Annotated in this window: 15 protein-coding genes and 1 other RNA gene; 13 read left to right on the top strand and 3 right to left on the bottom strand. The window is 62.3% G+C overall.

The features are described from left to right. The first annotated feature begins 73 nt into the window (after positions 1 to 73). The 12 genes from OCL88_RS08105 to OCL88_RS08050 all read left to right on the top strand — a co-directional run bounded on the left by OCL88_RS08105 (position 74) and on the right by OCL88_RS08050 (position 10,150). On the top strand, positions 74 to 418 hold the full coding sequence (locus tag OCL88_RS08105) for an ImmA/IrrE family metallo-endopeptidase (RefSeq protein ID WP_264962161.1): 345 nt from the start codon (positions 74 to 76) through the stop codon (positions 416 to 418). Continuing rightward, positions 379 to 1,893, top strand: a complete 1,515-nt coding sequence (locus OCL88_RS08100; protein WP_319951645.1) for a recombinase family protein — start codon at positions 379 to 381, stop codon at positions 1,891 to 1,893. The genes OCL88_RS08105 and OCL88_RS08100 overlap by 40 nt, the downstream gene beginning before the upstream one ends. Before the next feature lie 112 nt (positions 1,894 to 2,005). Next, the gene (locus OCL88_RS08095; protein ID WP_264962223.1) at positions 2,006 to 2,449 is read left to right on the top strand and encodes a TadE/TadG family type IV pilus assembly protein; all 444 of its coding nucleotides are present in this window, start codon (positions 2,006 to 2,008) and stop codon (positions 2,447 to 2,449) included. Continuing rightward, positions 2,433 to 2,861 carry a hypothetical protein gene (locus OCL88_RS08090; protein ID WP_021471901.1) on the top strand — a complete coding sequence of 143 codons (429 nt, stop codon included), beginning with the start codon at positions 2,433 to 2,435 and terminating at the stop codon, positions 2,859 to 2,861. The genes OCL88_RS08095 and OCL88_RS08090 overlap by 17 nt, the downstream gene beginning before the upstream one ends. Then, a complete protein-coding gene (locus OCL88_RS08085) occupies positions 2,858 to 3,307 on the top strand; it encodes a pilus assembly protein TadG-related protein (RefSeq protein WP_264962160.1) in 450 nt (149 codons plus the stop codon). Before OCL88_RS08090 ends, OCL88_RS08085 begins: the two co-directional genes overlap by 4 nt. Before the next feature lie 67 nt (positions 3,308 to 3,374). Further along, positions 3,375 to 4,490 (top strand): peptide chain release factor 2, encoded by a 1,116-nt coding sequence (gene prfB / locus OCL88_RS08080; protein WP_031216370.1) that lies wholly within the window; start codon positions 3,375 to 3,377, stop codon positions 4,488 to 4,490. Between the two features lie 225 nt (positions 4,491 to 4,715). Next, positions 4,716 to 5,480, top strand: a complete 765-nt coding sequence (gene ftsE, locus OCL88_RS08075; protein ID WP_031216372.1) for a cell division ATP-binding protein FtsE — start codon at positions 4,716 to 4,718, stop codon at positions 5,478 to 5,480. Next, positions 5,477 to 6,391 (top strand): permease-like cell division protein FtsX, encoded by a 915-nt coding sequence (ftsX, locus tag OCL88_RS08070; protein WP_166183308.1) that lies wholly within the window; start codon positions 5,477 to 5,479, stop codon positions 6,389 to 6,391. The genes ftsE and ftsX overlap by 4 nt, the downstream gene beginning before the upstream one ends. A gap of 50 nt (positions 6,392 to 6,441) precedes the next feature. Beyond that, entirely contained in the window at positions 6,442 to 7,854 is a 1,413-nt protein-coding gene (locus tag OCL88_RS08065) for a M23 family metallopeptidase (protein WP_166183305.1), read from the top strand. Positions 7,855 to 7,954: 100 nt separating this feature from the next. Beyond that, complete coding sequence (gene smpB / locus OCL88_RS08060; RefSeq protein WP_031216076.1) at positions 7,955 to 8,428, top strand: SsrA-binding protein SmpB; 474 nt, start codon at positions 7,955 to 7,957, stop codon at positions 8,426 to 8,428. A gap of 109 nt (positions 8,429 to 8,537) precedes the next feature. Continuing rightward, positions 8,538 to 8,906: a transfer-messenger RNA gene (gene ssrA, locus OCL88_RS08055) on the top strand. 239 nt (positions 8,907 to 9,145) lie between these two features. Then, positions 9,146 to 10,150: a S1C family serine protease gene (locus tag OCL88_RS08050; protein WP_166183798.1), complete on the top strand. Its 1,005-nt coding sequence runs from the start codon at positions 9,146 to 9,148 to the stop codon at positions 10,148 to 10,150. A gap of 45 nt (positions 10,151 to 10,195) precedes the next feature. Here OCL88_RS08050 and OCL88_RS08045 read toward each other — a convergent pair whose 3' ends face one another. Continuing rightward, complete coding sequence (locus tag OCL88_RS08045; RefSeq protein WP_062099247.1) at positions 10,196 to 10,525, bottom strand: hypothetical protein; 330 nt, start codon at positions 10,523 to 10,525, stop codon at positions 10,196 to 10,198. 69 nt (positions 10,526 to 10,594) lie between these two features. Here OCL88_RS08045 and OCL88_RS08040 point away from each other — a divergent pair, with 69 nt between their 5' ends. Further along, the gene (locus tag OCL88_RS08040; RefSeq protein WP_264962159.1) at positions 10,595 to 12,061 is read left to right on the top strand and encodes an MFS transporter; all 1,467 of its coding nucleotides are present in this window, start codon (positions 10,595 to 10,597) and stop codon (positions 12,059 to 12,061) included. 20 nt (positions 12,062 to 12,081) lie between these two features. Here the strand turns inward: OCL88_RS08040 and OCL88_RS08035 are convergent, their stop codons facing one another. Continuing rightward, positions 12,082 to 12,792 carry a metal-dependent transcriptional regulator gene (locus tag OCL88_RS08035; RefSeq protein ID WP_264962158.1) on the bottom strand — a complete coding sequence of 237 codons (711 nt, stop codon included), beginning with the start codon at positions 12,790 to 12,792 and terminating at the stop codon, positions 12,082 to 12,084. Between the two features lie 26 nt (positions 12,793 to 12,818). Further along, positions 12,819 to 13,613 (bottom strand): class I SAM-dependent methyltransferase, encoded by a 795-nt coding sequence (locus OCL88_RS08030; protein ID WP_264962222.1) that lies wholly within the window; start codon positions 13,611 to 13,613, stop codon positions 12,819 to 12,821. Between the last annotated feature and the right edge of the window lie 84 nt (positions 13,614 to 13,697).

Here is a 13,697-nt window from a genome sequence, read left to right as displayed (position 1 = left end):
ACTGTCGCGAATTGTGTTTCATCCATGGGGGATCCTTCGCGCCCTAACTCACGTTCGGTTGTCCTTCGTCGCCATGCCTGACGGCGCCCCTGGCCGCACCAATGGCGTGGATAGGATTTGGCTCAACAAGGGCCTCGATCAGGTCGAGCGCCGCTGCGCCCTCACACATGAACTCATCCATGTCGAACGTAAACACACCGGATGTCAGCCCATCGCGGTAGAAGCTGAAGTCCGGGCAGAAGCGGCCCGGAGGCTCATCACCATCGACCAGCTGGTCAAGGGCCTACGTTGGGCTAGATCGTTCCCGGAACTTGCCGATGAACTCTGGGTTACAGAGGACGTCCTGCAAGACCGTTTCGACCACCTGACATCGGCCGAATGGGCGACCCTTCTCTCCATAGAGCTACAGCAGCTCTGAAATCTACGCACCCAAACAGACGAACAGGAAACATGACAATGCCGAGGGCCAACCTCAAAGCGGTTCCAGACTCGCCCCAGAGGGCTGTTGCCTACGTTCGCGTCTCAAAAGAACGCGACGGAATGATCAGCCCAGAACTGCAACTCGCATCCATCGAAAAGCACTGCGAGCGCAGCGACTACACCATTGTGGAGACGATCACCGACCTGGATATGACGGGGCGCTTCTGGAAGCGACGTCAGGTTGAGCGGGCCATCGGAATGATCGAAGCCGGGCAAGCCGACGTGCTGGTTGTCTGGAAAGTCAGCCGCGTATCCAGGAACCGCAAGGATTGGGCCATTGCGGTGGACCGGGTTGAGGGCATTGGAGGTAGGCTCGAATCCGCTACGGAACCTATGGACACTTCCACGTCCTCCGGGCGGTTCGCTCGCGGCATGCTTGCCGAGCTGGCAGCATTCGAATCAGAACGCATGGGGGAGCAATGGAAGGAAGCGCACTCCCGACGGGTCCGGGCCGGAATCCCCGCGAATGGGAAGCCACGCTTCGGTTACCAGTACTCGAAGGACAAGGGGTTCAGTCCTGATCCGGTAACGGGCCCGGTGCTGGCTGAACTGTACAGGCGGTACCTGTCCGGACAATCTTTCTACTCCCTGGTCAAATGGCTGAATGACGGACCCACTCGGCCTGTCTCCGGCTACGGAGTCTCCGCTGACGGCATGTGGTCTGATCGAACCGTACGCCGGCTACTAGATCAGGGCTTCGGAGCCGGATTTATCACTCATCACGGCGAGCGCCTTCCCGGTATCCACGAGCCTCTGATTACGCCGGAGGAATGGAATGAGTATCTCGCGAGGCGGGAAGCCCGGAGGGTTTATCGACGGAGCGAACGTTCCAATTACCTGTTCTCGGGAATGATCCGATGCGCCTGCGGCGCAACCATGCAGGCGGGCCTGTTCGGGTCCGCGAGGTCTCCCAAGTACAAGTGCTCCGCAGTCAATGCCAAGCGACGCCACTCCGGTGGATACGTGATGACCAGCACGGTGGAGAATGCATTCATGGCATGGCTGGAAGGTATCGCGGCCAACGTAGACGCAGAAGCTGACCTTGCCACTCAAGCCGAGAAGCAAGCGGCCCAGGCGGATGCAAAGGTTGACTACTTCAACAAGGAGCTGGCCAAGGTAGTCGGGCGTATGGACCAGCTCACTAACAAGATGCTGGACGGGACAATACCTGAGGACACTTACCGCCGCCTCCGGGATGAGCTGACTGCCAGGCGAGACGAGTTGGAGATCTCCATCAGGGACGCCAAGGTGGTAGCTGCGCGCCCACCCGCGACGCTAATCCCCGACCTTCTTGAGAACTGGACCATTCTTCCGATGGACACAAAACGGGATCTCCTGTCTCGTCTCATCAAACATGTAGAGGTTGAGCCGGGGCGCCCACGGGCGAGAGTCACCGTTCATCCTCGATGGTGAGATCACGGACAGTCACCTTGATGTCAGCGATCCTGGTTGCAGGCCTCCTGGCCTTGGCGTCTCCGGCACTTGAGGGCCTCTTCAACCAGGCCATCGCCAAAGTAGGCAAGTGATGGTTTGGGCGACGGGCGGGTCTCCTCCCACGGACGGCGGAGCACGGGAATGCGGATCCGCCGTCGTCGACTTTGTCCTTGTGGGGGGAGTGCTGACGCTTCTGTTCATGTCGGTCATCCAACTGATGCTGGTCCTGCATGTCCGAAACCTGCTGATTGACGCTGCTGCCTCGGGGGCCAGATACGGCGCACTGGCGGATCGGACCCCGGCTGACGCCGTAGCCAGGACGAACGAACTGATCGGCACGAGCGTCAACAGCGGGTTCGGATCCGATATCAGTACCAGGGAAGTCGACATTGAGGGTCGGTCCACACTCGAGGTGACCGTCAAGGCTCCATTGCCGATCTTCGGCCTGATCGGTCCTGGCCACGCATTACAGGTCACGGGCCACGCGGTCATCACGGCTCCACGTTCCAAGGCGGGGAATGCTGCGGCTGGTTGAGGATGAGACCGGCAGTGCGGCGGTTGAGTTCCTGCTCTTGTCTGTCATGCTCATGGTTCCTGTTGTCTACTTCATTGTCACCATCGGCCAGATACAGGCGGGCATGTTCGCAGTCGTGGCCGCTGCCGACCAAGCGGCCAAGGTCTTTGTGTCCGAACCGGAGCCCGGGCAGGCGCTGGCAGCTGCCGAGGAAGCGGTGGCCGTCGCGTTGGGCGACTATGGCTACACGGCAGAGGCAGCAACCGTGGATGTCTCGTGCGACAGGCCCCAATGCCCCTCGCCCGGGGCAACGGTGTCCGTTTCAGTCCACCTGTCAGTACAGCTGCCCATGGTGCCGTTTGGGGATGTCTTGAAACTCGATGCTGCCCACTTGGATGCCTCTGCAACACAGAAGGCCGGCCGCTTCAGATGAGCCGGCAGGAAACCCATCCCAAAGAGGAGGGGCAGATAGCCGTGCTGTCCATTGGATTTGTCCTCCTGGCGCTGTTGACGGCCTCGGTAGTCATGGCCGTTTCCGCCGTCTATATAGAGCACAAGAAGCTTCTGTCCCTGGCCGACGGTGCCGCGCTCGCAGCGTCGGACACTTTCATGGCCGGAGACATGGAAGGTGGCGCCGCGCCCTCCGTGTCATTGGGCGATGAACGGGTGTCCGCTGCTGTCCAGACGTACTTGGCAGCCAGTGACGCCTATGCCCACCATGACCAGCTGCACATCGAACCGGGGACAAGAAGCAGTCCTGGAGGAACTGCGCTGGTGAAACTGTCCGCTGTAGCCCATCCGCCGGTGGTCAGCTTCCTGCTTCCTGAAGGCATCTACGTGGAAGCCACGTCAGCCGCGAGGTCACGGTTGACTCAATGACGCCCGAACCGGGCCCTTCTGCAACCGAACAAGGCGTGTGCCGCCAATAGCGTAGGCTTGAATGACCATGGCTGAGATTGACTTTCCCGCAGAAATCCGCGCGCTCCGCGCCACTTACAGCTCCATCGAAGACGTCAGCGATGTCGAGGGCCTCAAGGCCGAAATCGCGGAGTTGAGCGAGCAAGCCGGAGCCCCGGACCTGTGGGACGATCCCGCGTCGGCCCAGGTAGTGACGTCACGCCTGTCCCATCGCCAGTCCGAGGTGGAACGCCTTAGCAAGCTTGCCGCGAGGATCGACGATCTGGAAGTCCTCGTGGAACTGGGCCAGGACGAGGGCGACGAGGCCTCGATGGCCGAAGCGGAAAAGGAGCTCGAATCCATCCGCAAGGCGCTCGCGGAACTCGAGGTCGTGACACTGCTGTCCGGCGAGTATGACGAACGTGAAGCCGTCGTGACCATCCGTGCAGGAGCGGGCGGTGTGGATGCCGCCGACTTTGCCGAGATGCTGTTGCGCATGTACCTGCGGTGGGCAGAGCGCCATGGCTACCCGACCACTGTCATGGACACCTCCTATGCCGAAGAAGCGGGACTGAAGTCGGCCACGTTCGAAGTGAAGGCTCCATATGCTTTCGGCACCTTGAGCGTCGAGGCAGGCACGCACCGCCTGGTCCGCATCAGCCCCTTTGACAACCAAGGCCGGCGGCAAACGTCGTTTGCCGCAGTGGAAGTCATCCCGCTGATTGAGCAGACCGACTCGATCGAGATCCCGGACAATGAGATCCGGGTGGATGTTTTTCGCTCTTCCGGCCCGGGCGGACAGTCCGTCAACACTACCGACTCGGCCGTCAGGCTCACCCACATTCCTACCGGAATTGTGGTGTCCATGCAGAACGAGAAGTCACAGCTGCAAAACCGTGCTGCCGCGCTGAGGGTACTCCAGTCGCGTTTGCTGTTGCTCAAGAAAGAGCAGCAGGATGCCGAGAAGAAGGCCCTGGCCGGCGACGTCAAAGCATCCTGGGGTGACCAGATGCGCTCGTACGTACTGAACCCGTACCAGATGGTGAAGGACCTCCGGACCGAGCATGAGGTAGGAAATACGTCCGCGGTGCTCGACGGCGACATCGATGACTTCATCGATGCAGGCATCCGCTGGCGCACCGGCAACCGCAACGCCGCCGAGTAGGTCCGGACACCCCTCGCCCGTAGCAGGGCGGCAAACGGGAAGTGTCCGTGACGGGGAGCGCCCCACTGGGTGCGGTTTTGGCGACACGCCCGTCAAACCGCCCAAATCGCCACCTGCCCCTGCGTATAGTCGAGAGGCCGGTGCTCTCACTTCCCCCATTCGAAAGCCCGCGCTCCGGCTGTTGGACTGGGCCAAAAAGTCATGTCCGGCGGGGTCAAAAGGGTCATGATCAGATTTGAGAATGTCACCAAGGTCTACGAGCAGAACGCGCGACCGGCGCTCGATGCTGTCAGCCTTGAGATCAACCGCGGTGAATTCACCTTCCTCGTGGGCGCCTCGGGCTCGGGTAAGTCCACTTTCCTGAGGCTGATCCTGAAGGAAGACAAAGCGACGTCCGGCTCTGTCTACGTGGCCGGCCAGAACGTCGCCAACATTTCAAGCTGGCGCGTGCCCAAACTTCGCCGCGGCATCGGGGTGGTCTTCCAGGACTTCCGCCTCCTGCCGCAGAAAAACGTCTTTGCCAACGTGGCTTTCGCCATGCAGGTGATCGGCAAGAGCCGCTCCATCATCCGCGAGACCGTCCCGGAAGTCCTCAAAACCGTGGGCCTCGAAGGCAAAGAGCGCCGCATGCCGCATGAACTGTCCGGCGGTGAGCAACAGCGTGTTGCCATTGCCCGGGCGGTCGTCAACCGGCCTGGAATCCTGCTGGCCGATGAGCCCACCGGCAACCTTGACCCCATCACGTCCATGGGCATCATGGGCGTCCTGGACAAGATCAACCAGAACGGCACCACCGTGGTCATGGCCACCCACGACGACGACATCGTCAACGAGATGCGCCGCCGCGTGGTGGAACTGCAGAACGGCAAGATCATCCGCGATGAAGCCAAGGCCCTTTACACGTCCATGATTCCCGTGGTGGGGGAGTCGCGGAGGCTCCGTGATGCAAGCGACGAAGAAATCAACCGCGCCCAGGGGGCCCAGCTGTGAGGCTTCTGTTTATCCTCGGGGAAATCGGCAGCGGGTTGCGCCGGAACCTGTCCATGGTGATCTCCGTGGTGCTGGTGACCTTCGTGTCGCTGACGTTCGTGGGAGCAGCCGGGATGCTCCAAATGCAGATCAACCAGATGAAGGGCTACTGGTACGACAAAGTCCAGGTTGCCGTCTTCCTGTGCAACGATGGCTCCACCACCGTTGGTTGCGCCTCCGGACCCGCCACGAAAGAGCAGCAGGACAATCTCCGGGCAATGCTCGAATCGCCGGCCGTAAAGCAGTACGTCAACGACTTCCAATTCGAGTCGCAGGCCGAGGCCTACAAGCACTTCAAAGACCAGTTCTCCAACTCGCCGATCGTGGATTCGGTCACCGAGGACCAGCTGCCGGCTTCGTTCCGGATCAACATGAAGAACCCGGAAAAGTACCAGATCATCAGCGAGACCTTCTCCTCCCAGCCGGGCGTGGAGACAGTCAGCGACCAGAGACAGGTCCTGGAGAGGATCTTCTCGTGGATGAACGGTGCTTCCGTGGTGGCCGTTGGCGTCGCAGCCGTGATGATCTTCTGCGCAGTGCTGCTGATCACCACTACCATCCGCCTCTCGGCGTTCAGCAGGCGGCGTGAGACAGGCATCATGCGGCTTGTCGGTGCGTCCAAGACAGTCATCCAGCTGCCGTTCATCCTGGAAGGGGTGATAGCCGCCGTCGTGGGTGCTGTCCTTGCCTCCCTCACGCTGTGGCTGATGGCGCATTTCTGGCTCAACGGCGATCTGTCCCGGCAATTCTTGAATACCCCGTTCATTTCGTCGACGCAGGTCCTGGTGCTGGCGCCGGTGCTTATTGCACTTGGCGGAGGTCTGGCCGGGATATCCTCGTTGTTGACCCTCCGGCGCTACTTGAAGGTTTAGCCGTGGATCGAGAACCAACCCCCGACGCCGGCAAACGCAAAGGAACCCCCATGAGCACGATGGACCGGACATCTCTTCGCCGGCGCCTCGCGTCCGGACAAGCAAGGATTCTCGGTGCCGTCGTAGCGGCCGGCCTGGCTGCAAGCCTCCTTTCGGGTGTTCCGGCCGCGCATGCAGACAACCTGGACGACCAGCAGGCAGCCCTTGAGGCTGAATCTGCCCGGGTACAGGCATCCCTCGAATTCGTCGACGCAAAGATCGCGAAGGCGGCCGGGGATCTGGTGATCTACCAGGGCCGCCTTCCCGGTGCCCAGCAAGCGCTCCTGGAAGCCCAGGGCCGGGTGGCCAGTGCCGTCAAGGAAGTCGAGGCATTGGCGGCCAGGGTTGAACTGGCGCAGCAGAACAAGGCCAAGATCACCGAGCAGCTTGAGAGCGACAAGCAGAAGATCACCGATACCAAGAAGTTGATCGGGCAGATTGCTTCCCAGGCCTACAAGTCAGGCGGGGTGCCGACCAACATTGCCTTGCTCTTCGGATCGGACGAATCGGGCAGCCTGACAGAGTCCATGGACCTTGCCGATCAGGCGATGCGCAGCCAGAACGCCGCGATGACCAAGCTGACCCAGCAAAACGCCACCAACGTCAACTCGCAGGCGCGGTTGGCAGCAGTGGAAGCTGAGATTCAGGACCTCAAGGCGAAGGCTGACGCAGCCCTCGAACGCGAAAAGGCCGCTCGGGACGAAGCGGCCAGCAAGAAGGCCGAGGTCGACAAGCTGATTGAGGACACCACCCGGCTCAACAGCCAGCTCCAAGCAGCCAAGCCCGGCATCGAGGCGGACCTCGCACGGGTCAAGGCCGAGCAGAACACCGTGGCAGCCGAAATCGAGGAGCGCGATCGAAAGTTGCGCGAGGCGTGGGAGGCCGAGCAGCGCCGGCTCGCCGCCGAAGCGGCTGCGGCAGCTGCAGCCGCCGCTGCGGCGCAGGGCAAGCCGGCCCCGCCGGAGCCGGTGTACGTTCCGCCGGTAGGGTCGCCGTCGGCCTTTGGCCTGCGGCACCCGTTTGCCAACTACGTGCCCATCACTTCCGGGTTCGGCTGGCGGGCCACCCCGCCGGGCACCATCGACTTCTACGGCACGGGAGGCTACATGCACACGGGCATCGACTTCGGTGCATCGTGTGGCACGCCGGTCTATGCCGCGGCGGCCGGCGAGGTGTTCAACTCCGGGTGGAATTCCGCTGATGGTGGCGGTTGGCGCGTCAAGCTCTCCCATGGGGTTGTTCAGGGAAACTCGTTGACCACCATTTACTACCACAACAGCAGCATCGTGGTGGCAAACGGGCAGCGGGTCTCGCAAGGCCAGCTGATCGCCTACTCGGGAAGCACCGGCAACTCAACCGGCTGCCACGCGCACTTTGAGACGTGGCTGAACGGTGCAGCCGTGGATCCCATGACCCTCCTGTAGCGTCTTTTTCCCCTGAGCGAACTGATTCCGCCACGGCACAGAGCCGGCTCATCCCTGGCGTACACTGGGTTGGAATCCGCAACCAGCAAGGAGTTCTACCGTGCCCAAAGAAAGTGGCCGTAAGGTAGTGGCCACCAATCGGAAGGCCCGGCACAACTACCTGATCCTCGATACCTACGAGGCAGGCATTGCCCTGATGGGTACCGAGGTGAAGTCCCTCCGTGAAGGCCATGCCTCCATGGTGGACGGCTTTTGCACCTTCTATAACGATGAGTTGTGGATGGAGGGCATCCACATCCCGGAGTACAACCAAGGGAGCTGGACCAACCACGCCGCGCGCCGGCGTCGTAAGCTCTTGCTGCACCGGGAAGAACTGGACAAGATTTCGCACAAAATCCGCGAGTCCGGGTTCACGGTGGTGCCCCTTCAGCTGTACTTCCTGGATGGGCGGGCAAAAGTGGAAATCGCGATCGCCCGCGGTAAGAAGGATTACGACAAGCGCCAAACGCTGCGGGAGCAGCAGGACAAGCGCGAGTCGTTGCGCGAATTGCGGGAACGTAACCGACGCTCGTAGCGGGTCGCGGAACCCGCGCGGGTTCCCGGGAATGATCTTCGGGGAACATGCGTTATGATTGGTAGTCCGGCGGGAGTGATGAGCAAACGCCGGTTTGGTAACAAAATACGGGGATGATCGGTTTCGACGATGTTAGTCGCGACAGGTGAAGCGGGCCGAGGATGCAGAATTATCTCGTTAACGCTGTCTGCAAACCAATAAGTGCCGAATCTAAGCGCACTGACTTCGCTCTTGCTGCCTAAGCAGTAAGACAGTCCGTCAGCCCGGGGTTGCTATCGCCCCGGTTCCTGGCGTCATTTAGATAGCCACTGCTGTTTGCCTTCGTCATTGGGGTAAACGGGACTTTTAGATGACTGGGCCTGGATCAGCCACCTGTTTGCAGGATGGCTGGGGCCGAGAAAATCCGACGCAAACTGCGCCCGGAGAAGCCCTGACAACACGACATCGGACGGGGGTTCAATTCCCCCCATCTCCACCCCTGAAAGCCCTCGGACACTTGTCCGGGGGCTTTCTTTTGCCCACCTGCAGCCCGGTGGTGCCGTGCTGGGGCAGCCCGGCGCTGGGGCAGGTGCCGCGCTGGGGCAGTGGCCACACCGAGGCTGGTACATCGCGGCAGGTTCACCCACGGCGTAGCCGGGACAGGACTAGGGGACCCGACGCATCGGTTGTAGTGGATAGGCCCGCAGGGGCATCGGCCGGGTGGCAGGAGGCAACATGATGGACGCCGGTCAGGAGTTTGCATTCGAAGACAACAGGACTGGACCGGGCAACGGGACCGAAGCCGACGACGACGACATCCTGGACGCGTACTCGCAAACAGTCATCCGCGTGGCCGGCTCGGTGACACCGCATGTGGCCGCCATCGAGATGGTCAGCACCCGGCGCAACGGCCGGGTTCGGGTGGGTAGCGGCTCGGCTGTGGTCTTCACCGTCGACGGCTACCTGCTCACCAACGCCCACGTCGTTGCCGGGACCGAGTCCGGCAGGGCCGTCTTCGCTGACGGCAAGCAAAGCGACGTCGAACTGGTGGGCGCCGATCCGTTGTCCGACCTCGCCGTGGTTCGGGGACTGGGAAGAACCCCGCCTCCCGCTGTGTTGGGGAACGCGGAATTCCTGCGGGTGGGCCAGCTGGTCATCGCCGTCGGTAATCCCTTGGGGCTGTCCGGCTCCGTGACGGCGGGTGTTGTCAGCGGGCTCGGAAGGTCCATTCCGGTGCGTGCAGGGGAGCACAGGCGGGTGATCGAAGATGTGATCCAAACCGACGCAGCACTGAACCCCGGGAACTCCGGGGGAGCGCTGGCTGACACCAAGGGGCGCATTGTGGGCATCAATACCGCCGTTGCCGGGCTGGGACTTGGCCTGGCGGTTCCCATTAATAGGACAACCCAGCGGATCATCTCATCACTTCTCAAGGATGGTCGCGTCCACCGGGCCTATCTGGGGCTGGTGAGCACACCCATACCGCTCGACGCGAGCGCGGTGGTGCGCACAGGCCAGAAGGAAGGGCTGCGCGTCGTGGAAGTGATCGCCGGTTCACCGGCCGAGTTGTCCGGGTTGCAGCCGGGGGATGTGGTTCTCCAAGCGCAAGGACGGGCCGTTTCCAGTGCCGAGAGCCTGCAGAAGCTGCTCTTCGAGGAGGCGATCGGCCAGCCGTTCCCCTTGACGGTTCTGCGGGAGGGAAAACTGGTGGGGCTGGTTGCGGTTCCGTCGGAAATGGGCTGAGGCAGCCTTGGCTTCCCGGTCAGATGCCAGGACGACCGAAGGAGGTTATTGGTCTTCGGCGCGGACGTCCACGACGCCCACGAAGCGGCTGCCGATACCCTCATACTCGGTTCGTACGTCCCCGGCGAACAACTCGGGCAGCTCCCTGCTGCGGTGATGCCCGCAGTAGACGAATGAAAACTCCGGCCACCATTTCTTGGGCCTGACTGCCTCGGAGTAGTTGCAGACCGCGCAGTCCAGGTGCACCCACACCGGACGTTTGCCGGTACGGTTTGCGCGGGACTGGACCAACCATGGCGGCGGGTTGTCCTGGAGATCTCGAAGGTCCGATTCCGACAGCCGGGGCGGGATGCCGTGGCGCTGGGCCATTTCCATGGAGATATCAAGGGCCAAAGCGGCATCACGTCTGCTGATCACCACTCAACGATACGGCAAGCGTAGGCTGTGCACATGACGGCTGAAGCGGCCCTGCCACCCAGCACACCCCTGCAGCGGCGGGTCTTGGTGGTGGCGATCGTGGCATCTTTCATCGCCATCCTGGATGGCTTTGTGGTTAATCTCGCGCTGCCGGCGATCGGGCGTGAACTGGGCGGCGGCCTGGTGATCCAACAATGGGTGGTGGATGCCTACCTGCTGACCTTGGGTTCCCTCATCCTTGTTGCCGGTTCGCTGTCGGACCATTTTGGCCGGGCGAGGATCCTCGAATGGGGCCTCGCAGGGTTCGCAGTCACCTCCGTTCTGTGCGGCCTGGCATGGAACGGCGAAATGCTGGTCATCTCCCGCGCCCTGCAGGGGATTGCCGGCGCTCTCCTGGTACCAAGTTCCTTGGCGATGATCGTGACGGCGTTCTCCGGTCCGGCCCAATCCAAGGCCATCGGCCAATGGTCCGGTTGGACGAGTGCGGCGGCGATCGTTGCGCCTTTGATCGGGGGTGTCTCCGTTGACCTGCTGTCCTGGCGTGTCATCTTCTTCATCAACGTCATTCCCGCCGCGGTGATCTGGCCGATGCTGGTGCGGCTGCGAAGTTCCGATGCCGCAAGGGACAAGAGCAAGAAGATCGACTACACAGGAGCTGCCCTGGCGATGGTGGGGCTTGGCGGCCCGGTCTTTGCCTTCATTGAGCAGGGTCGCCTGGGGTGGTCGGCCCCGCAGGTTTGGCTGCCGTTGGTGGTGGGCGCCCTTGCCTTGGTGCTTTTCCTGCTCCATGAGAACAGGACCGCAGAACCCATGTTGCCGCTGCGACTGTTCGGCATCCGGAATTTCGGCTGGGGCAACCTGGCCACGCTGGCCATCTACGGTGCCATTTCCCTGGGATTCTTCGTCCTGGGCATTTACCTCCAGCAGGTGGGCGGCATGGGTGCCACGACGGCGGGGATCGCCCTGCTGCCCGGAACCGTGATCCTTATGCTGGCAGCCTCGTACTTTGGTGGCCTGGCCGGTAAGCACGGGCCCCGGTGGTTCATGACGGCGGGCCCCTTGCTGTGCGGTGCCGGGTTCCTCATGTCACTGTCCATCCAGGAACCGCTGGATTATTGGACGCAGGTCTTCCCCGGCCAAGTGGTGTTCGGCGTGGGCCTTGCCACCCTGGTTGCACCGCTGACCGCAGCCATTCTGGGTGCTGTGCCAACGGAGGAGGCAGGCATAGGATCTGCCGTCAACAACGCAGTGGCCCGCATAGCCGGCCTCATTTGTATTGCCTTCGCAGGTCTCATCGTCGGCCCCGCTTTTACCAGGGAGGGTCTCTATGCCGCTCTCTGGGTCACAGCGGGACTGTTCTTCCTGGGTGGCCTGGCCTCCGCCGTCGGAATCCGGAACGAAGTACCTCCTGCGGCGGGACAGCAGGCGGCGGCTTCGGGCAGCGAAGGCGGAAAAGCGGCCGACGACGGCGGCACGGCCCACCAGCCTGGCTGACCGCCAGGTGCCCGCTCGCGTCAGCGCGTGAGGACACAGCCTTCATGGGTACCGGTGCTCTGGACCCAGAGCGCTGAGGTTACTTCATCGGCAAGGTCGAATTCGCGCCGGGCGGAACCGCTGCCCACGCGGACCACCAAGGCCCCTCCGAAGGGCTTGCGCCCCACCACTTCCACGCGGGCATCCAGGGAAATGTCCTCGGCGGCCAAGTAGCGCAGCAAATTGGGGTTCTCATCGCTGATGCGGGTGATACGGCCGGAATGGCCCTCGTCGAGTTCGATCAGGCGGTAGGCATGCGGCAACTCCACCGATCCGTCCGACGCGGGGATCGGGTCACCATGCGGATCCCGCACGGGATGGCCGAGCTTCGCGGACATCCTTTCGATGAAGGTGTCGGAGACGGCATGCTCCAGCATCTCGGCTTCATCGTGGACTTCGTCCCAGCTATAGCCCAGTTCTTCAACGAGGTACGTCTCGATCAGCCGGTGCCGGCGCACCATGGACAGTGCCAGCCGCATGCCTTCAGGGGTCAACCGGATGGCGCTGTAGGGCTGGTGGTCCACCAGGCCTTGGTCCTTGAGCTTGCGGACCATCTCGGACACCGACGAGTTGGCAACCCCTAACCGCTGGGCAAGTTGCGAGGAAGTGATCGGCTTGTCCTGCCACTCCGTGTAGGAGTAGATGACCTTGACGTAGTCCTCAATCGAGGAGGAGGGCGTGCTGGTCTTCACGTTCCAAGCCTACCGTGGCCACCGGCTCAGGCCTTGCGGGCCCGCCAAGTGTGCGTCACGTACGGCAAGGCGAGGAGCTCACCGCGGGCATGGTCCAAGTGCTCGTAGAGGTACCACTCCAGGTTGCCCATCACTTTCTCCCGGGTGGCTTGATTGGCGCGCAGGTAGTAGCTGCGGGACTTGGTCAGTTCCATGATGTCCACGGGGGACACCTCGTCCCGCCAGCTGGTGACGTGGCTTTCAAGGTTCTCGAACTCCGTGCCCACCACTGGCCGGAACCCCGGCTTATGGACATCACCGGCATGCATGATGCGTGAAAGGCGATGAACCCAGGCCACGGAGGTGTCCAGTTGGTTCCAGATGAGGCCGAGCGTTCCGTGCGGACGGAGAATCCGGGCAATCTCGGTACTTGCCTTGAGCGGATCGCACCAGTGCCAGGCCTGGGCGACACTGACGACGTCGAAAGCTGAGTCCGCCAGTCCCGTCACTTCGGCAGTACCTTCAACGGCGTGCGCCTGCGGGCAGTTCTTCCGCAGTTGGTCCAGCATGTCGGCGGAAGGGTCGACGGCGCTGACCTGTAGGCCCCGGTCGAGCAGCAGTGTTGTGAATTTGCCTGTCCCTGCGCCAATATCGGCCGCGGTCCGCGCATTCGGGGGCAGCAGCCAATCGACGGAATCCGCCGGGTACCCGGGGCGGACCCGATCATAATGTTCGCCGCCGTCCTGGAAGCTCTGCCCCAGCTCCCGACGTCGGTGCGCCTGCAGCTTTGGGCCGCCGGCGCGTCCGGCACTTCCGGAAGAAACCGGGAGGCCGGAGGGCAGTGATCCTCCGGATTCGTTGCTTGAACGCGTGGACACGCAGGGGACTCCTTCAGCGGCAGTAGTCAGGGATACCCAAAGAATCTA

This window comes from Paenarthrobacter sp. PAE-2 (assembly GCF_026013155.1).
Lineage (GTDB): Bacteria > Actinomycetota > Actinomycetes > Actinomycetales > Micrococcaceae > Arthrobacter > Arthrobacter ureafaciens.
Note: the sequence above shows the minus strand (reverse complement) of the source record. Positions and strands in the feature narration are given on the sequence as shown.